Here is a 25274-nt window from a genome sequence, read left to right on the forward strand (position 1 = left end):
CCGTTTTTTCAACAAGGCTAAAGGTGGTAATCAAGGGTATATAGCGCTAATCTTATGGAGCCGTTTCATATGAATAGTAGAAAACGATCCAGAGAATGAATGCGTTGCATCTTACCAGACTGTTTATCTGTTTACTTTCGATGACGCCTAACCTAGGCGTCTTGGCCAACGATTCATCAATCCCTCAAGCACTTAGAATACCTGCACCGTACTCGGAAAAAGACATTGCTCATGAGTACTATGTGGGTTTAGCCAATCAAGCACTATCATTTGTATTGGGCAACAATGTACCTCAACTCACTCCCACTGTTCACATGAACCAAGCAAGAGCAATCGTCGAAATGCAAAAAGGCAATTTAGATTTGTTCTGGACAGGTGCAGACAGTCAAACTGAGCAAGAACTTAACGCTGTACGCATTCCACTAGACATGGGACTAATGGGGTTTAGACGTTTTATTATTTTATCAAAACAAGCGGAACGCTTTTCCAATATTCACTCGCTAGATGAGCTTAGGGAGTTGGTTGCCTGCCAAGGTACTTATTGGCCCGATACCAAAATATTGAAAGGGGCAGGTTTGCGGGTTCTTGATACGCCAGTACATGAAAATTTATTTGAGTTGTTGGCTACAGGCCGATGCGACTATTTTCCAAGAGGCTTTCACGAAGGACCCGCTGAAGTAGAAGAGTGGAAATCTATCTTTCCCGATTTTATCGTATCAAACCAAATCATTATTCATTACCCGTTCACCATCTTTTTTTACACGCGTAAAAGTGACACTTGGTTAGCTGAGGCGCTCGAGCAAGGACTTGAGTACATGATTGATAATGGGTTACTGATGGATTACATGAAAAATCACCCTTCAACATCCCATTTATTCCCATTATCGCAATTTGAGGCGGCAACATTTTTTGAACTTACCAATCCTCATTTAAGTAACGAGGCGTCGATAAACAATTCGCGATATTGGCTTACTAAGGAAGCATTCAAGCAATAAAAAAGCGCCTCATGCTTTAGCATGTGGCGCTTTGTAATGTATTAAACTGTTGCGCTTAGTCACCAAGCCCTAATACTTTTTTGCCTTGGTTAAAGTGAATGTCTACCGGAATACTCGCGGCTTCAAGACGCGCTAGGTCAGATGCTAAATCTGGCTTAATAACGCCCATCGTTGCTACAAGGTCGGCCACGCCATCGTAATCACCGTCACCTTGTAGTGTTAGGATAAGCTCAGATAACGCTTCAACTGCTGCGCCCATCTTCTCCATATTAACGCGATACAAACCGTCTTGTGTCTTCTCAAATGCACCTTGTTGTGCAAAGAAATTAAAGCGGATCATATTGGCTTTACCGTGGGCCGAACTTGCACCGAAACGCACGGAACGGAAAATACCTGCCATGAAAGTAACATAGTAGTCTTCTAGCGTACCTTCTGTAATTTCGCCTTTTTCTAATAAGCTTTGTACCATGTACAAGCCCAAGATATCGGCTTTACCCTCTTCTAATGCAGACGCATGCTCTTTTAGTGCACCACGTACTGTTCCTGCACCATCCAATGTGTTCTTAATGCCTAACCCGTGGGCAACTTCGTGGAACATAGTATTGGCAAAGAAAGCATCAAAGGTGATGTGGTCGCGCTGCTCTGGCACAATCAGTGTATTAGCGATAGGCACGAGGATGTTATCAAACTTCGCCTGCATCGCATTTTTTAACTGTAGACGGCGAGTGCCTTTCTCGAGTTGCACGCGCTCATCGTTAGGCAAATTAATCGCAATGGTTTTGCTGCCAGCATTTGAGTGACCTGCGTAATAAATGACATCATAAGCGTTAAGGTCTGCATCAGAACCTGGCATTTCAGCCTTGTAGGCTTGTGCAACAGGTAAGCCTTGTTGTAGTTCAGGTAAAAATGCCGCGTATTTAGCAAGCTTTTCACTCCAAGCCAAATCTTTTACGAGTACGTAGGCTTCAAATGCCGCGCGGTAGCCAAACAGTTGGTCTTCGTAAGTCTCAATAGGTCCGATAACCAACTCTACTGGGTTATTTTTCATATCCATCCAAGCCATATCTGACGCAAGGTAGTCATCAGTCAGTAGGGCTTCTGCTCGCAATTGAAGATACTGCTTAAAGCTCTCATCTTCAGCCAGTGCTGATGCTTGCTTTAACAGATCTGACGCTTTCATTAACTCGCTTTTAAACGCTTTTGAATAGGGTTCTGCGTAAAGCTTTCCTGCCTCGTCGCGTTTAACCATTGAATAGAGACCCGCTTTATCGTTAAAGCTCGCGGTGCCAAATTCTGCTTTATCCATGTCATGGGGGTAAAACTCAGCGCCCATAGCTTTATCATCATACCCGCTGATGAAAGGAGTATCGCCATTTAGACGGTCCCATGGGCCGTAGTTGATTGTGGCAAAATGACGCACTGCGTCGTCCTTTATTGTATTTAGAAAAGTCGCTTTATCTTCGAAAAACGCTTGTTGCCAGAACAGATCATCCATAATTTGAGATGCGTCGATAAGCAGCGACAGCATCTGTTTTTGATTTTCACTAAGGTGTGAAAGGTCACTGGTTAAATCAACCGGGTGATATATCGATAAGCGAGCTGTATCTACAAGCAATGCTTGCTCAGTTACAACCGGTGTTTGTGTACTTTCAGTTTGTGTGGTCTCTGTACTTTTACTGCAGGCTCCAAGCAAAAATAGTCCAGCTACCGCCGCAGCGATAGGGGTCATAGTCGTTAGTTTTGTAATTTTCATATTAACTCTTAACGGTTGTTGTTTATTCGGGGTCTTCCCAACTAATACATTCATACTGACATGCTATGCGTTTGATTTCATACAAAAGTATGAAAAAAATTTGCGCGATATCAATAGTGATTTGCCATGTGTTAGCTATACTCGTACTAAAGTAACAAGCGGTTGAATAAGCAGAGAAACAACAAATCGTAATAAAAGTCTTGTAGGCTAGCAGCACCAACCGTCAACTTTGCTTACTCTGCTTGAAAAATATGCTGTTTTGTTTGCAATTTAGTTGGTCGAAACTCTATCGCTACTATAGTATGGTGATAGAAATACTAAAAGAATAAATGGCCTGTACAATTCGTATTGTTGAATAAATACACGCGAATAAGGCTGACCGCATACATAGTGATGTCCGAAAACAAGTAGATGTTATTTCGTTGTTTTTGGGTTGGTAGATGATTTAGCAACACGTTGCCTGTTTCGGGCTACAAGGAACTTTCTAAGGGTAGAAAATATGTCTACACAGAACGCGCTTTCGACGATTTTGGTTGAAAAAATAAATAATGACACACTCGTCCTTCCTACACTTCCTGCTATCGCGCTTAAAGTTAGAAAAGCAGCAGATGATCCTGATATTAACTTAAATGCGATGGGCGACGTTATTGGTCAAGACCCTTCGTTAACGGCACGTATGATCAAAATTGCTAACAGTGCTTACATGGGACGTAGCGTAAAAGTCACGTCGATTAGTCAGGCTGTAACTCGAATTGGTTTGCGACAAATTAAGAATATTTCTACGGCACTGGCAATGGAGCAACTTTTCGTTTCAAAAAATGACGTTGTTGCTAAGTACTTGCAAAAAGAGTGGGCAAGTACTGTGAATATTGTTGCGAACTCAATGGCTGTACTTCAACTCTATATCGCGCGCACAAAAAAACGTGAAATGAGCATGGATACAATGACATTGGCAGCATTGGTTCACAACATTGGTGTACTGCCTATTCTCACTGAAGCTGAACGTCATCCAGAAGTATTTGCCAACCCGTCATTTTTAGAAGTGGCGATAGATAAGTTAGCAGGTCGCATTGGCGCTAGTATCATGCAAGAGTGGAGCTTTGGCGATACCTTCGTTAACGTTGCGAAAAATTGGAAAGATTTAAGCTACATTCCAGAATCTCTTAGCTATATTGATTTTGTACGCGTCGGCGCAGCATTGTCAGGTGCAATTGACAGCCAAAAAGACGCGGTGCTAAATCTGGCTATTCAGCGTGGTGTGGTGGAAGATATGGGTGAACTTCACTCTGACGAATTTGAAGAGCTATCAAGCGCAGCAAAACAAATTTTCCTATAACAAGGTCGTTTTCTTGTTTAGCACAAAGCCGATGTATTAGCATCGGCTTTTTTGTAGAAAGAGTAACAGTAAGCCAAGAACCAGCCCCCACACAGCGGATGTCATAGAAAATAAGCTGAATCCAGACGCAGTACATAATAATGTTAGCATTGCTGGCGCGCGATGTTCTGTCACCTCCATACTACGTGAAAGCGCACCTTGCAATGTGGCAAGAAGCGCAAGCCCTGCAAGCAAATGAATAATAGTAGTTGGCATGCTGACAAAAAGCGTTACAACTATCGACGCAATAAGTCCCATGAATAAGTATCCCACACCCGCTGCGATGGCTGCCTTGTAGCGTTGTTCCTTGTTACTGCCAGCGTGCTCGCCCATACATAAGGCTGCGGTAATTGCGGCTAGATTAAATGTGAAGCCACCAAATGGGGCAAGAAGGCCTTGAGTAATGGCGATACCAGATAATATTGGCTTGTGATCAGGCTTGTAATTATGGGCATGATGAATAGCAATGCCCGGTAAGTTTTGCGACAGTGTGGTCACCAGAAAAAGAGGAAACGCTAGTCCAGCCGCTGATGAGAGACTAAATTCAGGAGTGACCCATACCGGTGTTGGCATCGAAAAAGATAGTGAGGTCTGTGGTTGTAAGTAAAAACTGAGGCCGACAGACAAAAGAAGTAATACCAGCATAAGGTACTGCGCAAACCAGCGGCTTCCTATTAGATAAACCGCAAGATAAAGCGCTACTAATACTGGCGAGTTATTTACATCGCTAAAGATCGCCAAGCAAATAGGCAGCAAAATGCCGCTAAGCAGGGCCGATGATATCGCTGAAGGTATGCGACTTATCTGCTCCAACAACACGCGGCTTTGCGCGGTAATAAGTGAGAAGAGGGCACATAGTACAAAAGCGCCTATCACTTCAGGTAAGCTGTAAGCCTCAACCGTGGTTAACAAAAAAGCTGCACCGGGTGTCGACCATGCTGTTACTACAGGCATCTTAGTAAGCCAAGAAAAAACAATGCACGTCAAACCCATACCCAATCCAAGTGCCAGTAACCAACTGACGACCATGTCTTCAGTTGCCCCAGCACGTCTCGCCAAATCAATAACGATAACGATTGCACTGCTATAGCCAACGGTTACCGCAGTTAACCCGGCACTAACATGACTAAACTTCCACTGGCCCATAAAAATACTGTCCTATTTGCTAGATCATCATCGCTCGACAAAAAATAATGTGTGCGCTATAACGTACAAATAATAAAATAGCACCTGTGCGCTATAACGCACAAGTAAAAAAGAATAGGACTTAATAGGGGTATGTCGAGAAATACTACAAGCCCACTTTCTCATCGCATTGCTACGCGTTTGCGAGACTTAAGAAAGGCGCGGGGCCTGTCTCTAGACAAAGCGGCCACACTCACGGGAGTGTCAAAAGCAATGCTTGGTCAAATCGAGCGAGGAGAATCAAGTCCAACGATAGCGACACTATGGAAAATCTCCGCGGGCTTAGCCACCTCATTTTCATCGTTTCTGGCTAGCGAAAATAGTGAAGCAACGACAACAAATGGCACCGATGAAGATAGGTTTGTTAACGACCCAAACATGCAAGTGAAAACCTTGTTTGGTTACAACGCGACAACGGGATTTGAAATGTTTGAGCTGCGACTTTCAGATTGTCACGAGCAACATTCACCGCCCCACCAAGTCGGTGTAACTGAACATATTCATGTTACTAAAGGTCGTTTAAGTATATTGCAGGATGGTTGCTGGAAAACCTATGAGGAAGGTATGCAGTGCTTATTGCACGCCGACCAACCCCACGGTTATCGAGATGAGGTAGGAGAAACTCACTTTATTGCGGTTATTCACTACCCTTCGTAGAACACTTACAAGCTTGAATCGTTAAGGTTTAACGCGTCACGCAAAAAGTTAAGCAGTGTTGTAATTTCTGCAGACATTAACGCGAACTCAGCGTCTAAGCGCGCCTCAACCTGATCTTTTGGCACATCTGCGGTTTCTTCTTTAATGCGGTCGGTGAACTTGACGCGTTTGATAGCCCCATCTTCACAAATAATAGCAGTTAAAGACTCTGCATATTCAAAGGCGACTTTTTGAACGAGTTTGCCAGCATCTAAGTGAATGGTGATCTCTTCGCTGTCTAGCGGCTGATTTTTGCAGCGGATCACGCTTCCAGTATCATCAGTAGACTTAAATTCAGCTTCTTCTAAAAGACTTACCCCTTCAGGTGTGCTTTCTGTTACCCAGTGCGTTAATTCACTTTGAAGGCTTCTACGGGTAAAAGGCACTACGGGTAGAGAGCCTATCGCCTTTCTCACCATTGCTAAAAAGGCTTCTGCTTTTCCGTCTGAAGATGCGTCAACAACTACGAGATTATCGGCAAGTGAAATGTAGCCATGTGTATAGCTATTCTTTGTAAAGGCTTGGGGCAGCAAACGTGTCTGTATTTCTTGTTTTAAGTCCGCTTTTGCTTTTTTGCCAACAGGTGATCCGGTTTCCATTTCAATTTTGGCCACCATTTCTTCAAGTTCAGCGTTAACCACGGCACTGGGCAAGATTTTCTCTTGTTTCTTTAGCGTTATCCAGTAACGCTGCTGGACTACGTGAAACATAGTGCCGTTTTTTCCCGCCTGTGAGAACGGTGAGGCAAACCCCATAGTGGCAAGATCTTGACTACCGCACGGACGAAAAGCATTTTCACTTAATGCGCGCTCTAGGTCACTGTCATCTAACGATAGTGGTTGAGTAATCTGATAGGCTTTAACGTTTTTAAACCACATAGTGTAAGCTGTCTCTTATAAAAAGGGGGCGCAAGCGTAGCAATGTACGCCCCTTGGTGCAATTGGAATTACAGTGAGTGTTAGGGTGTGCTAGGCGTTCTCAGTGCTCGCGCCTAACGGAAAGCGGATGATGTAGCGAAGGCCTTGTGCTTTTGTGCTGTGAGCCTCAATTTGACCGTTGAGTGACTGGGTAACCAAGTTGTACATAATATGCGTACCTAAGCCACTCCCACCTTCACCACGTTTGGTGGTGTAGAAAGCATCGAACAGTTTATCAAGTTCTTCTTGAGACAATCCTCGTCCATCGTCACAGTAGTCGATAACCACATAACCGTCTTGCTCTGTGACTTCAAGCTTAATAGTGCCAGCGTCTTTATCTTCAAAGCCGTGCGTAATAGAGTTCACTACCATGTTAGTGACGATTTGAGCTATGGCGCCCGGTGCGCAATTCACCACAAGGTTTTCTGGGCAATTAACGGTAATGGTATGCTCTGTGTGTTTAAAGCTAGGTTGAAGCGATTGAATGATTTCTTGAATGTAATCACCGAGTACGAATTCACGAACCGACTCGCTGGTTTGATCCACAGCAACCCGTTTAAAGCTTGCAATTAAGTCAGACGCTCTTTCAAGGTTATTCAAAAGCAAAAACGCTGTTTGCTCTGCTTCATCAATAAAGCTTGTCATGTTTTTACTGGTAAGACTTTTATCTTCGAAATCTGTTTTTAAGTTGGTTAAACGCTCTTGTAAAAAACTCGCCGCAGTGACACTAACGCCCAGTGGTGTATTGACATCATGCGCAATGCCAGCAACCAAACCACCAAGCGATGCCATGCGTTCTGACTCTACTAGCTGCTCTTGCGCTTGATGCAGTGTTTCCATCGAACTGGCAAGCTCTTCGTTGCGTTTTCGCAGTTCAGCTTCAATATACTGGCGGTTTTCGTTCTCTTGACGTAACTCGCGCTGGTGGGCGATCAACTCATCTTTCTGTTGTTCCAAATCCAACATGATTTGTGAAAGTGATGCTGTTTTTTTCGCTACTTCCTGCTCAAGAATAAGGTTTTGGTCGTCTAATTTCTTGTTGGCCAGGGTCAACTCATCTTGTGCATCACGAAGCCGTTTGTTGGATACAATTAAGTCATCAATAACCTGATTGTAAGACTCTTTAAGTTGGAGTAATTCATTGTCATCGTCCAATTTAATGCTGAGCTTACTCTCCTCTGGATGTTGAGGGTCGAAGTTGCCCATTTGCTCGGTGATGTTCTGCAAGGGTTCTGACAGCATGGTTCTAAATGCGGTCATAAATAAAAATACTAGGAAAGTTGTTTTAACTAACGCGTTGCCAATTAAGAAAAACACACCCACTTCAATACGACTAAATATCGTATCGAAACTTGAATAGAGGGTTACATCACCAACCGTAGATTCACGGCCTGAAAATTTGAACACCAAAGGGAAGCTGTAGCTGAAGACCCCACCTGAGTGATCTTCTATCATTTCTCTATCAACAGGGTTGGGAGAGCGCTGCGCGCGAATACCGTATTCCGCAATATAGTTACCATTCTCGCCACGCACTTGTAACCCTTCGACAATAGGTAAAGACATCAGACCTTCCGCGATGGCACGTACTTGATCGTTATTAAGTTCCCAAAGTGCTCGGGTAAGACTGGATGAAAAGGTATTTTTGAGGGTTTGTAGCTCACCCTCAACATGGTTTTTGGTACTAAGGTATTCAGTAAAGATCTGCCCGACGGTCACAATCAGTGTCAATGAAAAATACACCGACAGTACTCTCGCTAAGAGTTTCCTAGACAACCCTGTTTTTACGGCAGCCATCGATAAACACACCCCTGTTCCAAATCGATTACTCAATACACTCCCAAGAATATGCGTAAACGGTTTAATAAACAAGATTCTGAATATAAACTTTTGGTTAAACAATAGTCTAGTTTGTGCAGTCTCGTATTTCTGTAGTGCCACTGCAGTGTTGACAAATTTACGTCTTCAACTTGACACAATTATGTAATCGTTTTAATAAAACTGTCACAGACCGCATTAATAATAACGGCGTTTTAACATGACCAGGAAAATATCGATGTCTCGTACAGTGTTGGTGGTTGAGGACGAAGCGCCTATCCGTGAAATGCTTAAGTTTGTGCTTGAGCAGTCTGGCTTTAATATTATTGAGGCTGAAGATTTCGACATCGCGCAGGAAAAAATTTGTGAGCCTTATCCGGATCTCATTCTATTGGATTGGATGCTTCCAGGAGGAAGTGGTGTGCAGTTGGCGAAGAGCCTTAAACAGCACGAGTTCACAAGGGATATCCCTGTTATTATGCTAACGGCCCGTGGAGAAGAGGAAGATAAAATCCGCGGTCTAGACGCTGGTGCTGATGATTATGTCACTAAGCCTTTCTCACCGAAAGAATTGGTTGCGCGTATTAAAGCAGTAATGCGTCGTGTTACACCGACTTCAAGTGAAGAGCCTATTGAATTTAACGGCCTTAAACTTGAGCCAGTATCCCACCGCGTTATGGCAAATGATGAGCCGTTAGACATGGGGCCTACAGAATTTAAATTGCTGCACTTCTTTATGACACACCCAGAACGCGTATATAGCCGTGAGCTATTACTTGATAATGTATGGGGTACAAACGTGTATGTAGAAGACAGAACGGTAGATGTGCATATTAGGCGTCTTCGCAAAGCTATCTCTCGCCACGGTCATGATGCTATGATCCAAACAGTGAGAGGGGCGGGTTACCGTTTTTCCACTAAGCTTTAAGCTTGAGGGGATGGCGTGCTGTGCACCGTTCCCTTTTATTTACGTCTTACAATAAAACGAGTTAATTCATGTACTACCCATTCTCTTGGTTGAGAAGTTCTTTACGCCTAGTGCTTTTCCTTTTGGTCTTTGCATTGGTGGGGTGGTACTTGGATGACATGTTAGTGGCTATTGCAGTAGGTGCCACGCTACTTTTGCTGTTTAATTACTGGCATCTGTATAAGCTTAATCGCTGGCTATGGCACAGCCGAAAGATGTCGCCTCCCACTGTACGCGGTGTTTGGGAGCACATTTATGAGGGTATTTACTACCTGCAGCGCCGTAATAGAAACAAGCGCAAAGAGCTCGGTGAACTTGTAAAGCGCTTTCGTGAAGGTTCTGAGGCTCTGCCTGATGCTGCAGTAGTCGTAGACTCTAAAGCCTGTATTATCTGGTGTAATCGCCTTGCACGATTAGATCTTGGGCTGAAGTGGCCTCAAGATTCTGGCCGGCGAATCGATAATTTGCTGCGACACCCTGAGTTTATCCAGTATTTCCACGCAGGTAATTATAAATATCCAATAGAAGTGCCTTCGCCAACCAATCCGAATAAGACGTTTGAATACCGTATAATGCCTTATGGCGACGAGCATCTGCTTTTAATTGCCAGGGACATTACCCGCGTTTCCCAACTAGAAGAAATGCGTAAGGATTTCGTGGCCAATGTATCTCATGAACTTAGAACACCCTTAACGGTAATCAATGGTTATCTGGAAATTTTGCCGGTGGACGAAGATTCAGACCCGTTCATGCACAAAGCGATGAAAGAGATGACATCGCAAACACACCGCATGCAAAATCTCATTGAAGACTTATTGGTTCTATCGCGCATTGAGGCAAGCTCAGAGCGTATTTACGAAAACGTAGTCAATATTCCTGCTGTTTTGTCACAAATTGAGCGAGAAGCACAAGCTTTGAACAAGGAAAAGCAGCATACAATCCACTTTCACATTGACCCAGAGCTTTATGTGTTCGGCGTTGAAACTGAGCTTCGCAGTGCGTGTTCAAATTTAGTCTTCAATGCGGTGCACTATACGCCGCCGGGTGGCGAAATTAATGTGTACTGGCAACGCAAGTCTGACGGCGTACACTTTTCTGTCATCGACAATGGTGATGGTATAGAGCAGAACCATTTAAATAGGCTTACCGAGCGATTTTATCGCGTGGATAAGGCCCGCTCTCGTAAAACAGGTGGTTCGGGATTAGGTCTGTCCATTGTAAAACATGTACTTAGTCATCATAATTCGCGATTGGATATTGCTAGTACCCTTGGTGAAGGCAGTAAGTTTTCTTTTGTACTAGACAGTGAATTAATTGCTGAAAATGTGTAGCAGGGCAGGAGAGTAGATGTCGGATAAAACAAGAAAAAACACACACGGCTGCCATTGGTTCGCTGCAATTTTTCTTTTGTTGCCTTTATTTATTCACTCACATGCTCTTGCTACTTACAACACTGCACTAGAGAATCAAAACGCCGCGCAGCAAGCGTATGATGTGCCCCAGTATGAACGCGTTCCTGGGGTTGCAGGGAAAATATCCTCGGTGGGCTCTGACACCCTCGCTAACTTAATGACCTTTTGGTCGCAAGAATTTAAAACACTCTATCCGCAAGTTGGCTTTCAAATTCAAGCCTCGGGCTCGTCAACCGCACCTCCAGCGCTTATTGAGGGTACTGCGACTATCGGTCCTATGAGCCGTGAGTTAAAGCCCAGCGAAATTCGTGATTTCACCCGTGTTCACGGTTACCCACCTACAGTATTGAAAGTGGCCATGGATGCTATCGCTATTTTCGTTGATAGACGTAACCCGCTGACCGGAATGACGCTAGAACAGGTGGATGCAGTGTTCTCTGAGACCCGTTATTGTGGTGGTAGTGATAAGATAGAGCGATGGTCTCAACTTGGCGTGAATGACATAGAATACCGTTCACCCATTCGCTTATATGGTCGTAATTCGGTTTCAGGTACTTACGGGCTCTTTAAGATAATGGCGCTATGTGATGGCGACTTTAAGAATACCGTTAACGAACAACCAGGCTCTGCATCAGTGGTGCTATCGGTGGCCAGCGGAACAGGCGCTATTGGCTATGCCGCCTATGGCTATAAAACAGCAGGGGTGCGCGCATTGCCATTAGGAGAGTCGTTAGATACGCTTATTCCACTTTCCATAGACAGTGTAAGAAATGAGACTTACCCGTTTGCGCGTTTTCTTTACCTCGTTATCAATAAAAAACCGGGTGAGCCACTACCGACATTGGAGCGAGAATTTCTTCGTTATATTCTTTCGCGGGAAGGTCAGCGACAGGTTGTGAGAGATGGTTACTTTCCTATTCGAGACGACGTGCTAGTAAGGCAGCGTCGATTGCTTGAGTAGTAAGGTAAAATTACTTATGAGTGCGATGTCAGCGCAATGGAAACAATGGGTGCTTAAGTGTTTACTTGGTGGTACACCCGTTCAACACATTATTAATACTTTAAGTGAAAATGGCTTTTCTAGTGACACTATTCGCAAGGTTTTGGGTAGTAATTTAAACAGTACTCACAAATTTGATGTAGACACCGATTTTTACCAACGCCTAGCCGCAAGTGCAGTAACGCGCAACGTTAATGCTAGAGCGCTGGTAAGCCCTAGTGAGCTTCAGTTATATAGCATCGAAAACTTCTTAAGTGCTAACGAGTGTGATGCCATTGTTAACTTATCGAAAGATAGATTGGCGCCGTCAAAGTTAGCTGGTGCGTCAAGTGCAGACAACATTCGTACTTCCTCAACCTGTGAATTAGCGTTTATCGATAACGAATTGGTAACAGAAATTGATGCGCGCATTGTGAGCACACTTCAGTTAGGCGTAGGAGAGCGCGAAGTTATTCAAGCGCAACATTACAACGAAGGTGAATATTACAAGCCTCATTACGATTTCTTTCCGCCCGGCACGTCACAGTATATTGAGCATTGTGCTACACGGGGGCAGCGCAGCTGGACGTGTATGGTATATCTTAACGATGACTGTAGCGGCGGTCACACGCGATTTACCAAACTCAATATAGCTGTTCAACCGCGCAAAGGAATGGCGCTGTTTTGGAATAATTTATTGGCCAATGGCGACCCTAATACCAATAGCATTCATTTTGCCGAACCTGTCCTAAACGGTCATAAAACTGTCATAACCAAGTGGTTTAGAACAAAAAATTAGCGAAAATAACGCATGAAGTCTGTTTGTTATTTGTTCTAATTTTTTTCATGTTATTGTTTTTTAATAACTTTGTTTGTCATCTAGACTAAACTTCAAAAAGTTCAAATAAAATCGCTAAGTTTTTTGTTTTGTAACAAAAATGTCACTGATCTCCTTTAACCTCTACGAAACCTTAAAATCCGTACTAAATTAATCTGGAGAATTTAATGGAAATTCGTAACTTATTTAAGGTAAGTGCAATCACGACTGCACTTGTCCTTGCAGGCTGCGGCGGTGATATCAATATCAATGAAGGTGATGAGGTTGTAGCGCCAACTACACCAACAACTCCAACTACACCTACAACACCTACTACGCCAACAACGCCTGACGTAGATACGCCTTTTACTTTGGGCCTAGCTACTGACGTTTCAAGCGAATTCTCAGCGACAATTACAGACAAGCCTGTTTACCGTTTAGATACAGACCTAACGATTACACAGGACATGACACTTACCAACGATGCGCACTGGATCATCAAAGGTCGTACCGCAGTGGGTAACGACAACGCAGATGCTGCTGTGCTTACAATTCAAGAAGGTACAACAATCATCGGTGAAGACGGTGATGATTTCCTAGTTGTTCGTCGTGGTTCGCAGATTGATGCATCTGGTACTTCATCAGCACCTATTGTTATGACATCGGTTCAAGATGTTACTGGTGAAGAGACGTCTATCGGCCAGTGGGGTGGTGTTGTACTACTTGGTAACGCACCAACAAACCTATGTAACACAGGTGACGACGATACTACGTCTGACGACGAGTTAGCGAACTGTGGTGTTTCAGCTGAAGGTGATGCCGGTCTTTATGGTGGTAACAACCCAGAAGACAACTCAGGTACCCTTGAGTACGTTGTTGTTAAGCACGCGGGTAAAGCACTAGCGTCTGGCGACGAGCTTAACGGTATTTCATTTGCGGGTATTGGTTCAGGTACTACTGTTAACTACATTCAGGTTCACCAAAACCTTGATGACGGTATCGAGTTCTTCGGTGGTACAGTAAATGTAAGCAACGTAGTGCTTACTGATATCGGTGATGATTCTCTAGATTGGTCTTTCGGATGGACTGGTAGCGCAACTAACGTATACATTCAGCAGTCAGCTGACGGTGGCGATAACGCAATCGAAGCAGACAACAACGAAGACAACCCTTCATGGTTGCCACTGACTAAGCCTACTATCTCTAACGTAACAATCGTAAGTGCTGATGGCACAAACGGTGTACGTCTACGTAACGGTACTGCTGGTGTACTCTCTAACGTATTAGTGACAGGTTCTGCTTTGGCAAATAACTGTTTACGCGTAAACGGCGACGAAGCAATTGCTAACGCTGAGTCAGGCGAGCTTACTATCACTGATTCAATCGTAGCATGTGAAACGCCAGCAAATAACTTTGGCTCTGACACCATTGGCGGTGAATCAACACAAGCATGGTTCGAAGGTCAATCAGGCAACAGCACATTAGCTGCTTCTGCACTTCTACTTGAAGACAATGGTTACTTCCCTACGGCAGCTTCTCCTGTAGCGCTTGGTGGCGGTCAATACATTGGCGCATTCAACCCTAACGGCAGTGACTGGACTGTAGGTTGGACAGTTGGTGTTAATGGTGGTTTCCCAACTAACGTTCAAAACGCATTTGAGCAAGGTCTAGCAACAGACGTATCTGCCGACTTTGCTGATTTCGACAAGCCAGTATACGAAGTTGCTGCTGACACAACGTTTACTGCTGACGTTACTTTCACTAACGATGCATACTGGCTAATTAAAGGCCGTACTGCGGTAGGTAACGACAACGCGGACAGCGCGACACTATTTATCGAGCAAGGTACTACTATCTTCGGTGAGCAGGGTGACGACTTCCTAGTTGTTCGTCGTGGCTCAATGATTGAAGCAAACGGTACTGCAAGTGCGCCAATCACATTCACTTCTGTGCAAGACCTGACAGGTGACGAAACAGGTATCGGTCAATGGGGTGGTATTGTACTTCTAGGTAATGCGCCGACTAACCTATGTAACACAGGTGATGATTCAGATACGTCTGAAGCAGAACTTACTGCTTGTGGTGTTGCAGCTGAAGGTGATGCGGGTCTTTACGGTGGTAACAACCCAGCAGACAATACAGGTTCACTTCGCTATGTTGTTGTTAAGCATGCAGGTCGTGCACTAGCAGCCGGTGATGAACTAAACGGTATTTCATTTGCAGGTATCGGTTCTGGCACTAAAGTTGAGTACATCCAAGTACACCAAAACCTTGACGATGGTATCGAGTTCTTCGGTGGTACAGTTAGCGTACGTAACGTAGTACTCACTGATATCGGTGATGACTCACTAGATTGGTCTTTCGGTTGGACAGGTAACGCACAAAACGTTTATATCCAACAGTCTGCAGCGGGCGGCGATAACGCGATTGAAGCGGATAACAACGAAGACAACCCAGCTTGGTTGCCTCTAACTAAGCCTACTATCTCTAACGTGACTATCGTTGGTGCTGATACAACGAACGGTGTTCGCCTACGTAACGGTACTGCAGGTAATATCCGCAACCTAGTAGTTACTGCAGGTGAAGGCTATTCAAACTGCCTACGTGTTAACGGCGACGAGTCAATTGCTAACGCGGTATCTGGTGAGCTTTCGGTAGAAAACTCAGTAGTAGCGTGTGAAGCAGGTGCTAACTTCGGTTCTGATACAATTGGCGGCGGTACAACGCAAGCATGGTTTGAAGGCCAAGAAGGCAACAGCGTATTAACTGCTGATGCATTAATGCTATCTACTGACGGCTTCACGCCTCGCTCTGGTTCACCACTTCTAGGTAACGGTGCAGATGTTTCAGAAGAGAATGACTTCTTCGTAGCAACTGATTACATCGGTGCATTTGACGGCGACAATAACTGGATGGAAGGTTGGACCGTTGCAGTTAACGACACAATTCCAGCTGAAGTGACTAACGCATTTGCGCAAAACTTAGCAACTGATGTGTCTGCAAGCTTCCCAACAATTACTGATAAGCCAGTATATCAACTAGCTGCTGACACAGTATTTACCTCTGATGTGTCGTTTACAAACGATGCTCACTGGTTAATCAAAGGTCGTACTGCAGTGGGTAACGACAATGCCGACAGCGCAACGCTTTACATTCAACGTGGTACAACAGTATTCGGTGAAGACGGTGATGACTTCCTAGTGGTACGCCGCGGTTCTAAAATTGAAGCGAACGGTTCTGCTACGCTACCTATCACGTTCACGTCTTCTGAAGACATGACTGGCGGCGAGACTGCAATTGGTCAGTGGGGCGGTATGGTTATCCTAGGTAATGCACCTACTAACCTATGTAACACAGGTGACGATGCTGATACGTCTGATGAAGAGCTAGCTAACTGTGGTGTTGCTGCAGAAGGTGACGCAGGTCTTTACGGCGGCGCAGACGAAGATGATAACTCAGGTACACTTCGCTACGTTATTGTTAAGCACGCGGGTAAAGCACTAGCAGCTGGTGATGAGCTAAACGGTATCTCATTTGCGGGTGTTGGCCGTGGTACTGAAGTTGACTTCGTACAAGTTCACGAAAACCTTGATGATGGTGTTGAGTTCTTCGGCGGTACAGTAAACGTTAGCCACATCGTACTAACTGCGATTGGTGATGACTCTCTAGACTGGTCTTTCGGCTGGACAGGTAAAGCACAGTACGTAGTTATCAAGCAGGGTTCTGCTGGTGGCGACAACGCATTTGAAGCAGACAACAACGAAGATAACCCTTCTTGGAACCCGCTAACTACACCAACAGTATCTAACGTGACAATCGTTGGTTCTGATGGCACTAACGGCGTACGTCTTCGCAACGGTACAGCAGGTACTATTAAGAACCTAGTTGTGACTGGTGGCGATACGTACAGCAACTGTCTACGTGTTAATGGCGACGAGTCAATTGCTAACGCAGCAGCGGGTTCACTAACGGTTACACATTCAACAGTTGCTTGCTCTTCAACCAGCGCATTTGGTTCTGACACAATTGATGGTGGCACTACGCAAGCATGGTTCGAAGGTCAAGAAGGTAATAGTGTACTAGCGAATACTGACGCTCTTGGCTTTGGTGATTCAGGTTACACACCAAGCAGTGATTCGGTTCTACTAGGCTCAGGTTTCGATGCCTCAACATTAGATTCATTCTTCGATAGCACAGACTTCCAAGGTGCGTTCGATGGTGAATCTGATTGGACACTGGGTTGGGTAACAGTTGGTCTACAAGACTAATAAGTGATTGCAATACACAACAAAGCTAAGGCGTAATTGCGCCTTAGCTTTTGTGTTAAAGCAGCTACCTGATTACAGTTCCTTAGGAGTTTCCATAATGAAAAATAATCAATCGTCAGCGTTTAAAGTCGGTGGACTATCGTTGGCAATCGCGTCAATTCTAGGTGCAAGCGCATTGCCTCTTTCTGCTGTAGCACAGCAGTCTGAAGATGAGGTGATCGAAGAAGTTGTTGCCACAGGAACGCGACTTAAAGGTACAGCGACAGCGGTACTTCAGGAACGTCAGAATCAGGCGTTCGTTGCCGATATCTTAGGTGCTGAACAAATTTCTCGTACCGGTGACGGTGATGCCGCAGCGGCACTTCGTCGTGTAACAGGTCTTACGCTTGTTGATGGCAAATTTATCTATGTACGTGGTTTGGGTGAGCGTTATTCTAGTACTCAGCTAAACGGTATGACAGTACCAAGCCCGGATCCGACGCGCTCGGTTGTTCCGCTTGACTTATTCCCTTCAACTATCATTGAAAGCTTGAACGTACAAAAGTCGTACTCACCTAACATGCCGGGTCATTTTGGTGGTGGTAACGTAAACATTCGCACTAAATCTATCCCGACGGAATTCGTATTCAATGTGAATTTAGGTGCAGGTTGGAACACGCAAAACAGCGATGATGGCGTTTTCTACTCTGGTGGCGGTGATGATTGGACTGGTCGTGATGACGGTACGCGCGCGTTGCCTGACATCATCCAAGCGGGTCTAGCAGCAAATGGTTCAGCTGGTTTTGAAGGCGACCGTTCAAGAACACTCGCTGAAACACAGGACATTTTAAGCTCGTTCAACTGGGATATCGGTCCACAGAGCAAGTCTGTCGATCCAAACTTCAGCATTGGTACGACCCTTGGAAACAACTACGTATTTGACAACGATTCTGTACTTGGTTTCCTTGCGACAGTGTCATACAGCAACCAGTGGACAGTAGCTGAAGAGTTATTGGGTAATGATATTGGTGGCGGTCAAGAGAACCCGCGTTTCACTAAATACCGAGACATGATTTCAACGGAACAAAACGTTCGTTGGAGCGGTATGTTCAACGTAGGTTACGAGTACAACAGCAACCATAAGGTTGAGCTTGTAAATATGATCCTACACGACATGCGCGACCGCGTGCGTGATGGTTTCTATTTCGACGAAAGTGAATCAGATCCTGGCGTAGAAGAATTCCGCCGTATGGATATCATTTTCGAAGAGCGTGAAATGGTGTCTTCACAGCTAAAAGGTACGCACAACTTCTTAAACCTGTTAGACGGTGTGTTCTTCGATTGGTACGTAGGTACAAGTCGCGCATCACGTGAAGCGCCAGACATCATGGAAGTAACGTTCCAGCAGTTTTATGACAATGGCACGCTAACCCTTGAGCGTCTTGATGATACGCCAGGAACTAACTTGAACCGTCAGTTCCAAGTACTTTATGATGAATCTGATACATATGGCTTTAACGTGTCTACGGCTTTCTTTGGCGAAGGTTATGATATCGAACTTAAAGCGGGTATGGATTACTATGATAAAACCCGTGATGGTAACAACATTGACCTTGCGATCCGTCACTTCGGTATTGCAAGTGATTTTAAAGCGGGCAGTCGTCTAAGCGATATTTTCTCACCTGAAAATATTTATAACGATGACTTCTATACCAGCTCAACAGGACGTTCTGTATTCCAAGATAATACAGGTGCGGGCGATAAGTATTCTGCTGCAACCAAGTTAACAGCGGGTTACTTCATGGCAGACGCCTTCTTTAATCAGAAGTTCCGTGTAAGTGGCGGCTTCCGTTACGAAGATTTCCAGCAAGTATCTATTCCTTTCGTTGAACATACTGATACGTTTGCTGATGATACTGCTGCCATCGTAGATAGCATCTACAGTGAAACTGATGTACTTCCTTCATTGGCATTTACGTATATCCCAAGCGAAGAGATGCAATACCGTTTCAATATATCTCAGACGCTAATTCGTCCAGATCTTCGTGACATCAGTTCTACGTTCTTTATTGACCCATTAACTGAGTTCTTAGTACGTGGTTCACCGTCATTGGTGGAAACGGAGTTGACAAACATCGACTTCCGTTGGGAATGGTACATGTCACAGGGTAACAACCTATCAATTGCACTTTTCTATAAAGACATGGAAAACCCAATTGAAATGGTTCAGTTTGACGGTGGTGAAGGTGTACCACAGCTACTTACTGCAAACGGTGAAGAAGGTGAGTTGTACGGGATCGAGTTTGAGTTCTTACACGACTTAGCGTTCATCGGTGATAATTTCAGTAACTTTTTTGTGTCGGGTAATATGACACTTTCAGATTCTGAAGTGACAATCGGTGCTGATGACCAAGAATCATTGTTCTCGCAACAAGCACGTGAAGCGTATGGTGGTACGGTAACGGCAACAATCACCAACAATCAGCGTCGCTTGGTAGGTCACTCTGAGTGGGTGGCTAACCTACAATTAGGTTGGGACTCTGATAACGGTGAGCACTCTGCATCATTGGTATACAACTCATTTGGTGAACGTATTATTGCACCAGGTGTGCGTGGTTTTGAAGATGGTATCGAGAAACCCTTCCACTCGTTGGATGCGGTTTACACCTATTACCCAGATTTCAATACCACCATCAAGTTCCGTGTACAGAACATTCTGGATGATGAAAAAGAAATTGAGCAGGAAGGCTTAACCCTTCGTCGATTGACGGTAGGTACAGGTTTTAACGCCTCAATTACTTATAACTTCTAATTTTACCAAGGCCCAGTTTTACACTGGGCCTTTTTGTATGTCCTTGATGTCATTTGAATGTTTTGACAGTCATCGTTTTATGACAGTCCTGTAATAAAACTGTCACAGAAAACTCCTATCCTACGCGCAGAAATTTATAGTCGGATAAAACCGATTTCTTTTAACTTTAAAGGTTTGAATGTATGAAGCTTATCAATGCTTTGCTTGTTGCAGGTGCGCTAGTTGCGACACCAGTGCTTGCACAAGACGATGAAGTCTTAAAACCCGTTGTCGATGAGGCAGCGAAAATAAACGAGTCAGCGGCAAAATCGCAAGAGAAAATCAACGGTATTACCGATCAAATTGACAGCAAACTTCAACAGTTCAAAACATTGATGAAAGAAATCGAAGGTCTTGAGGTTTATAACACTCAGCTTCGTAAGCAGATCAATAGCCAAGAACAAGAAATGGCTGACCTAAACGCTGCAATCGATGAAGTGTCTGTCGTTGAGCGTCAAATCACGCCACTCATGATGCGCATGATTGATGGTCTTGAGCAATTTGTTGCACTTGACGTACCTTTCCTTCCAGAAGAGCGTGCCAACCGCGTTGCCGATCTTCGCGCTATGATGGACCGTGCTGATGTTGCCGCATCTGAAAAGTTCCGTCGCGTAATGGAAGCATACCAAGTAGAAATGGACTACGGTCGCACAATGGAAGCGTATAGCGGTATTCATACAATTAACGGTCAAGAGCGTGACGTTGAATTCTTACGTCTTGGTCGTACAGCGCTAATGTATCAAACACGCGATGCAAGCATGCAAGGTGTTTGGAACAAGCAAACCCGTCAGTGGGAAGAGCTTGATAGCAGCTACCGTACACAAATTACTAAAGGTCTGCGCATGGCGAAGAAGCAACTTGCTCCAGACTTGCTAATGCTGCCAGTGGCAATTACAGACTAAGAGGTTGATGAGAATGTTTAACACAGTAAAACGTATCGCTGTTGGTCTAGCAGCCCTTAGCATCAGCGTTGGTGCTTTCGCACAAAGCGACCGTGCAATGGACTTGGATGCGCTTCTTAAGCAATTAGAAGAAGGCCAGTTCGCACAGTCAGAGCAAAACAAACAGCGTGAGCGTGATTTCCAAGCACAGCGCGCTGAGCAAGACCGTATTCTTCGCGAAACGCGCGAAAAACGTGACCAGATGCTTGCGCAATCTGAAAAGCTTGAAACACAATTCGAAGAAAACGAGTTTAAATTAGCTGACCTTAACGGTGCGCTAGATACGCGTCTTGGTTCACTTAAAGAGCTTTTCGGTGTATTGCAGCAAATTGCTGGTGACACTAAAAATAAATTCTATAACTCTGTGGTTTCTGCACAAATCCCAGGTCGTGCTGACTTTCTTGATAAGATGGCGCAAGACATGGGTTCAAGTTCAAAACTAGCGTCAATTGAAGAAATTGAGCGCGTTTGGTTTGAAATGCAGCGTGAAATGACAGAAGCAGGCAAAGTAACCACTTTCACAACTGACGTTGTTGAAGCTGGTGGTGAGAAAGTGAATAAGTCTGTAGTGCGTGTAGGTCCTTTCGCACTTGTTGCTGATGGTAAATACCTAGAGTACAACGGTGTAACAGGCACTGTATCTGAACTTGTACGTCAGCCTGCTGACCGTTACATGAGCTCTGCAGCTGAGCTACAAGGCTCGAACGGTGAACTGGTTCAGTTTGGTATCGATCCAACGGGTGGCTCTATTCTAGGTCTACTTGTTCAAGCGCCTAACCTTCAAGAGCGTGTAGAGCAAGGTGGTCCAGTAGGTTATATCATTCTTATCGTTGGTGCGTTTGGTCTACTACTAGCGCTTGAGCGTCTTGTATCACTGTCGCTTATCCGCATGAAGGTTAATAAGCAACTTAAGAGCAAAGAAGTTAACACAAACAACCCACTTGGCCGTGTACTTAAAGTACGTGACGAGCATCCAAACGCTGATGTTGAAGCACTTGAGCTTCACCTAACTGAAGCGATTTTGGGCGAAGTGCCTAAGCTAGGTCGCAACCTAACTATTATCAAAATCATCTCTGTTGTAGCACCGCTTATGGGTCTACTAGGTACAGTAACCGGTATGATCAACACCTTCCAAGCAATCACATTGTTCGGTACGGGTGACCCTAAATTGATGGCTGGTGGTATCTCAACAGCACTTGTAACAACAGTACTAGGTCTTGTTGTAGCGATTCCAATGACACTGCTTTATGCAATGCTTAACACGCGTTCTAAGAACATCGTGTACATCCTACAAGAACAAGCGTCTGGCGTAATTGCAGAGCGCGCTGAGCGAGGCTAATCATGATCGAGTTTCTGGAAGCAATTCGCGATTTCACAGAAACAGGTGGCCAGGTTCTCCTGGTCATCGGTCTGCTGATATTCGTTATGTGGCTTTTGATCCTCGAGCGTGCGTTGTATCTGATGGTTTGGCATAAACAAGCAAAGAAAGACGCGATTGCAATGTGGACTGCACGTGCCGATCGCTCTTCTTGGTTTGCTGAACAAGTACGTCAGAAAACAATTTCACAACTGACCATGCGCCTAAACGGCAGCATTCCCATTATCCAGTCGTTGGTAGCGCTTTGTCCGCTGCTGGGTTTGATGGGTACGGTAACCGGTATGATTGAAGTGTTCGATGTAATGGCAATTGCGGGCTCAGGTAATGCTCGTTCAATGGCTTCAGGTGTATCGAAAGCAACTATCCCGACAATGGCGGGTATGGTTGGCGCACTTTCAGGCGTATTCGCCGCTACGTGGTTAACTCGTATGGTTAAGTCAGAACGCACGCATCTTGAGGATGCATTGATTATTCAACGTTAATACCAACGCGGTATTAAGGTAAGGTATTTATTATGAAGCAGCACTTTCAAAACCTAGTCGATGAGGAAGAAGCAAACATCGACATGACGCCCATGTTGGACGTTGTATTTATCATGTTGATCTTCTTCATCGTGACTGCGTCATTTGTGAAAGAAGCAGGTATCGATGTTAACCGTCCTGAAGCAGCAACGGCTGTGAAAAAGGATCGCGCTAACATTCTTATCGCTATTTCTGATAAAGGCGAAATTTGGATTAATAAGCGTCGTATCGACGTTCGCGCAGTACAGGCGAACATCGAGCGTCTTCGCGCAGAAAACCCACAGGGTTCTGTTGTTATTCAAGCTGATAAAAAAGCCACAACAGAAACACTGATTAAGGTTATGGACGCGTCGAGAGCCGCTGGCGTTTACGATGTTTCGATTGCAGCCCAAGAGCAATAAATCATGCCACGATATTTAATCGCATTTGTTATTTCCCTTGCGATCACGTTAGGCCTGTTCTTCTTGATGCAATCGCTTATCAAGATGGGTGGCAGCGCGCTAACAGAACCGCCTAAGGGAAGCGTGCTTGACTTTGTTCGCGTTAAGCAGGACGAACAGGTTGAGAAGAAAGATCGTAAGCCGAAAAAGCCACCTAAGCCTGAAGAGCCGCCCCCACAAATGGAGCAGCCTCAAATGGACTCACCTTCACCAGATGCTGAAGGTACGTCAATGGACTTTGGTGCTGAAGTGGGCGACGACATCTCACTTGAGGGTGGTTTGGCCCTTGAGTCTGGTGACGGCGAGTACCTTCCAATTGTTAAGGTAGCGCCAGTATACCCAAGACGTGCACTTCAGCGCGGTATTGAAGGTTTTGTTATTGTTGAATTCACGGTAACCAAACAAGGCGCGGTGCGCGATCCAATCGTAGTTGAAGCCAACCCACAAGGTATTTTTGAACAAGCGGCAATTGATGCGGCAATGAAGTTTAAATACAAGCCTCGTGTGGTAAATGGTGAAGCTACCGAAGTATCGGGTGTTCAAAACCGTATTACGTTCCAAATTGATGGGTAACAGAACATGATGAGAAAACAGACGAATACATTGCTTAGTGCTCTGGCGTTTGCATTTGCATCGGCCGTGGTATCTGTACCTAGCATGTTGGTAGCGACTGACGCTGTAGCCCAAGAGCAAAAAGCCAGTGAAAAGAAAACCCGTCGTGTGCCTACGTTACGCGGCAAGGTTTATGAGCAGCTAGCTCGTGCACAAACAGCGGCAGATGAAGCGGGTAATGTAGAAGAAGCCATTGCAATTCTTAAAGAGGTAGAAGACAAATCTAGCTCTATGAATGCCTATGAAAAAGCCATGATGTACAACTTTTTCGGTTTCATTTACTACAACAACGAAGACTATGCAAAAGCGTTGGAATCGTTTGCCAAGGTCGTTGAGCAGCAGCCTATTCCTGAAAAGTTTGAAATGACGACGCTTTTCAGTTTAGCCCAGCTTCATTTAATGCAGGGTAACTACGACGAAACCATCACGTACCTTGAGCGTTGGGAATCACTGAATGCTGGCCCAATTCCAGTTAAAAACAAAGTGATTAAAGCGCAGGCTTATTATCAAAATAAGCAATATGAGCAAGCATCCACTTGGATTTCAGAAGCGGTTGCTGATCATGAAGCTGAAGGTATGCTCCCTGACGAAGGTTGGTTAATACTTCAACGCGCTATTTTCTATGAACTAAAACAGCCTGAAAAGGTAAAAGACGTTCTAATTAAAATGGTGAAGTTGTTCGACGAGCCTAAGTACTGGATCCAGCTTGCTGGTATGTACGGCGAACTCGGTGAAGAACGCAAGCAGCTTGCTATCATGGAAACGGCGTATCAGCGCGGCTTCGTTGAAACATCAGCTGACATCTTTAACATGGCGCAGCTTTATTACTATCACCGCGTACCTTACAAAGGTGCAAAGTTGATGGAGCAGGCCATGAATGAAGGTGTACTTGAAAAGAATCTGCGTAACTTAAAGTTCTTAGGTCAAAGCTGGTCATTGGCGAAAGAGCAAGATAAAGCTATTCCTGTAATGATGCAGGCAGCAGAGCTTTCTGAAGACGGTGAATTGGATGCGCAACTTGCACAAATTCTACTTAATGAAGAGCGCTTTGACGATGCTATAGCAGCAGCCGATCGCGCCGTTGAAAAAGGTGATTTGCGCAACCCTGGTCTAGTTTACCTTATCAAGGGCATGGCACTTTATAATAAGAAGCAATATGCACTTGCACTTAATCAGTTAGCTGAGGCTGAAAAACACCAGAAGAGCCGCGCGATGGCACAGCAGTGGAAGCAGTTCGTTCAAGGCGAAAAGCGTCAAGCTGATGCGATTGCTCAAGAGCTAGGTGCAAGCTAAGTCTTTGCCCTGTTAATAATTACAAGAAAGGTCACCAAATGGTGACCTTTTTTTATTTGAGCGTGGTGTTTCGTAAATAC

Annotated in this window: 19 protein-coding genes; 15 read left to right on the forward strand and 4 right to left on the reverse strand. The window is 44.8% G+C overall.

The genetic code is table 11. The annotated features are described in order from the left end of the window. Window positions 1–95: 95 nt before the first annotated feature. Window positions 96–995: a hypothetical protein gene (locus tag OZ660_RS03260; protein WP_274742544.1), complete on the forward strand. Its 900-nt coding sequence runs from the start codon at window positions 96–98 to the stop codon at window positions 993–995. A 55-nt stretch (window positions 996–1050) separates the two neighbouring features. On the opposite strand, the gene OZ660_RS03265 is transcribed toward OZ660_RS03260, so the two are convergent. Next, on the reverse strand, window positions 1051–2748 hold the full coding sequence (locus OZ660_RS03265) for a dipeptidyl-peptidase 3 family protein (protein ID WP_274742545.1): 1698 nt from the start codon (window positions 2746–2748) through the stop codon (window positions 1051–1053). Window positions 2749–3247: 499 nt separating this feature from the next. Between OZ660_RS03265 and OZ660_RS03270 the strand changes: the two genes are divergently transcribed. Further along, complete coding sequence (locus OZ660_RS03270; RefSeq protein ID WP_202263550.1) at window positions 3248–4084, forward strand: HDOD domain-containing protein; 837 nt, start codon at window positions 3248–3250, stop codon at window positions 4082–4084. A gap of 36 nt (window positions 4085–4120) precedes the next feature. Here OZ660_RS03270 and OZ660_RS03275 read toward each other — a convergent pair whose 3' ends face one another. After that, window positions 4121–5269, reverse strand: coding sequence for a benzoate/H(+) symporter BenE family transporter (locus OZ660_RS03275; protein WP_274742546.1), 1149 nt, complete (start codon window positions 5267–5269; stop codon window positions 4121–4123). A gap of 132 nt (window positions 5270–5401) precedes the next feature. On the opposite strand from OZ660_RS03275, the gene OZ660_RS03280 reads away from it, so the two are divergent. After that, window positions 5402–5965 carry a helix-turn-helix domain-containing protein gene (locus OZ660_RS03280; RefSeq protein ID WP_274742547.1) on the forward strand — a complete coding sequence of 188 codons (564 nt, stop codon included), beginning with the start codon at window positions 5402–5404 and terminating at the stop codon, window positions 5963–5965. A 5-nt stretch (window positions 5966–5970) separates the two neighbouring features. Here the strand turns inward: OZ660_RS03280 and rdgC are convergent, their stop codons facing one another. Then, window positions 5971–6882: a recombination-associated protein RdgC gene (rdgC, locus tag OZ660_RS03285; protein WP_226433954.1), complete on the reverse strand. Its 912-nt coding sequence runs from the start codon at window positions 6880–6882 to the stop codon at window positions 5971–5973. A 90-nt stretch (window positions 6883–6972) separates the two neighbouring features. Then, window positions 6973–8715 (reverse strand): sensor histidine kinase, encoded by a 1743-nt coding sequence (locus OZ660_RS03290; RefSeq protein WP_202265882.1) that lies wholly within the window; start codon window positions 8713–8715, stop codon window positions 6973–6975. Between the two features lie 259 nt (window positions 8716–8974). On the opposite strand from OZ660_RS03290, the gene phoB reads away from it, so the two are divergent. From phoB to OZ660_RS03350, 12 genes are all read left to right on the forward strand, one after another. Next, window positions 8975–9664: a phosphate regulon transcriptional regulator PhoB gene (gene phoB / locus OZ660_RS03295; RefSeq protein WP_014997327.1), complete on the forward strand. Its 690-nt coding sequence runs from the start codon at window positions 8975–8977 to the stop codon at window positions 9662–9664. Between the two features lie 68 nt (window positions 9665–9732). Beyond that, a complete protein-coding gene (gene phoR, locus OZ660_RS03300) occupies window positions 9733–11034 on the forward strand; it encodes a phosphate regulon sensor histidine kinase PhoR (protein WP_202263567.1) in 1302 nt (433 codons plus the stop codon). 16 nt (window positions 11035–11050) lie between these two features. After that, window positions 11051–12076, forward strand: a complete 1026-nt coding sequence (locus OZ660_RS03305) for a PstS family phosphate ABC transporter substrate-binding protein (RefSeq protein WP_274742548.1) — start codon at window positions 11051–11053, stop codon at window positions 12074–12076. Window positions 12077–12092: 16 nt separating this feature from the next. Then, complete coding sequence (locus OZ660_RS03310; RefSeq protein WP_274742549.1) at window positions 12093–12893, forward strand: prolyl hydroxylase family protein; 801 nt, start codon at window positions 12093–12095, stop codon at window positions 12891–12893. Between the two features lie 206 nt (window positions 12894–13099). Next, window positions 13100–17179: a hypothetical protein gene (locus OZ660_RS03315; protein ID WP_274742550.1), complete on the forward strand. Its 4080-nt coding sequence runs from the start codon at window positions 13100–13102 to the stop codon at window positions 17177–17179. Between the two features lie 97 nt (window positions 17180–17276). Next, entirely contained in the window at window positions 17277–19970 is a 2694-nt protein-coding gene (locus OZ660_RS03320) for a TonB-dependent receptor domain-containing protein (protein WP_274742551.1), read from the forward strand. A gap of 182 nt (window positions 19971–20152) precedes the next feature. Continuing rightward, on the forward strand, window positions 20153–20911 hold the full coding sequence (locus OZ660_RS03325; protein WP_274742552.1) for a DUF3450 domain-containing protein: 759 nt from the start codon (window positions 20153–20155) through the stop codon (window positions 20909–20911). A gap of 13 nt (window positions 20912–20924) precedes the next feature. Further along, a complete protein-coding gene (locus OZ660_RS03330) occupies window positions 20925–22289 on the forward strand; it encodes a MotA/TolQ/ExbB proton channel family protein (protein WP_159623989.1) in 1365 nt (454 codons plus the stop codon). A gap of 2 nt (window positions 22290–22291) precedes the next feature. Then, window positions 22292–22810: a MotA/TolQ/ExbB proton channel family protein gene (locus OZ660_RS03335; RefSeq protein WP_159623988.1), complete on the forward strand. Its 519-nt coding sequence runs from the start codon at window positions 22292–22294 to the stop codon at window positions 22808–22810. A gap of 32 nt (window positions 22811–22842) precedes the next feature. Further along, the gene (locus tag OZ660_RS03340) at window positions 22843–23250 is read left to right on the forward strand and encodes an ExbD/TolR family protein (protein WP_159623987.1); all 408 of its coding nucleotides are present in this window, start codon (window positions 22843–22845) and stop codon (window positions 23248–23250) included. A 3-nt stretch (window positions 23251–23253) separates the two neighbouring features. Continuing rightward, window positions 23254–23862: an energy transducer TonB gene (locus OZ660_RS03345; protein WP_202263574.1), complete on the forward strand. Its 609-nt coding sequence runs from the start codon at window positions 23254–23256 to the stop codon at window positions 23860–23862. A gap of 6 nt (window positions 23863–23868) precedes the next feature. Beyond that, window positions 23869–25194 carry a tetratricopeptide repeat protein gene (locus tag OZ660_RS03350; protein ID WP_274742553.1) on the forward strand — a complete coding sequence of 442 codons (1326 nt, stop codon included), beginning with the start codon at window positions 23869–23871 and terminating at the stop codon, window positions 25192–25194. Window positions 25195–25274 lie beyond the last annotated feature (80 nt).

Origin of the sequence: Alteromonas sp. 009811495, assembly GCF_028865455.1 — a bacterium.
In the GTDB taxonomy this organism is placed as follows: Bacteria; Pseudomonadota; Gammaproteobacteria; order Enterobacterales; family Alteromonadaceae; genus Alteromonas.

What these genes read in the sequence shown, in the direction of transcription:
- OZ660_RS03270 (WP_202263550.1), top strand. Translation starts at nt 3,248, where the DNA reads ATGTCTACACAGAACGCGCTTTCGACGATTTTGGTTGAAAAAATAAAT.
- OZ660_RS03350 (WP_274742553.1), top strand. Translation starts at nt 23,869, where the DNA reads ATGATGAGAAAACAGACGAATACATTGCTTAGTGCTCTGGCGTTTGCA.
- OZ660_RS03310 (WP_274742549.1), top strand. Translation starts at nt 12,093, where the DNA reads ATGAGTGCGATGTCAGCGCAATGGAAACAATGGGTGCTTAAGTGTTTA.
- OZ660_RS03330 (WP_159623989.1), top strand. Translation starts at nt 20,925, where the DNA reads ATGTTTAACACAGTAAAACGTATCGCTGTTGGTCTAGCAGCCCTTAGC.
- OZ660_RS03345 (WP_202263574.1), top strand. Translation starts at nt 23,254, where the DNA reads ATGCCACGATATTTAATCGCATTTGTTATTTCCCTTGCGATCACGTTA.
- OZ660_RS03305 (WP_274742548.1), top strand. Translation starts at nt 11,051, where the DNA reads ATGTCGGATAAAACAAGAAAAAACACACACGGCTGCCATTGGTTCGCT.
- OZ660_RS03340 (WP_159623987.1), top strand. Translation starts at nt 22,843, where the DNA reads ATGAAGCAGCACTTTCAAAACCTAGTCGATGAGGAAGAAGCAAACATC.
- OZ660_RS03325 (WP_274742552.1), top strand. Translation starts at nt 20,153, where the DNA reads ATGAAGCTTATCAATGCTTTGCTTGTTGCAGGTGCGCTAGTTGCGACA.
- OZ660_RS03315 (WP_274742550.1), top strand. Translation starts at nt 13,100, where the DNA reads ATGGAAATTCGTAACTTATTTAAGGTAAGTGCAATCACGACTGCACTT.
- OZ660_RS03265 (WP_274742545.1), bottom strand. Translation starts at nt 2,748, where the DNA reads ATGAAAATTACAAAACTAACGACTATGACCCCTATCGCTGCGGCGGTA.
- OZ660_RS03280 (WP_274742547.1), top strand. Translation starts at nt 5,402, where the DNA reads ATGTCGAGAAATACTACAAGCCCACTTTCTCATCGCATTGCTACGCGT.
- rdgC (WP_226433954.1), bottom strand. Translation starts at nt 6,882, where the DNA reads ATGTGGTTTAAAAACGTTAAAGCCTATCAGATTACTCAACCACTATCG.
- OZ660_RS03335 (WP_159623988.1), top strand. Translation starts at nt 22,292, where the DNA reads ATGATCGAGTTTCTGGAAGCAATTCGCGATTTCACAGAAACAGGTGGC.
- OZ660_RS03320 (WP_274742551.1), top strand. Translation starts at nt 17,277, where the DNA reads ATGAAAAATAATCAATCGTCAGCGTTTAAAGTCGGTGGACTATCGTTG.
- phoB (WP_014997327.1), top strand. Translation starts at nt 8,975, where the DNA reads ATGTCTCGTACAGTGTTGGTGGTTGAGGACGAAGCGCCTATCCGTGAA.
- OZ660_RS03260 (WP_274742544.1), top strand. Translation starts at nt 96, where the DNA reads ATGAATGCGTTGCATCTTACCAGACTGTTTATCTGTTTACTTTCGATG.
- phoR (WP_202263567.1), top strand. Translation starts at nt 9,733, where the DNA reads ATGTACTACCCATTCTCTTGGTTGAGAAGTTCTTTACGCCTAGTGCTT.
- OZ660_RS03290 (WP_202265882.1), bottom strand. Translation starts at nt 8,715, where the DNA reads ATGGCTGCCGTAAAAACAGGGTTGTCTAGGAAACTCTTAGCGAGAGTA.
- OZ660_RS03275 (WP_274742546.1), bottom strand. Translation starts at nt 5,269, where the DNA reads ATGGGCCAGTGGAAGTTTAGTCATGTTAGTGCCGGGTTAACTGCGGTA.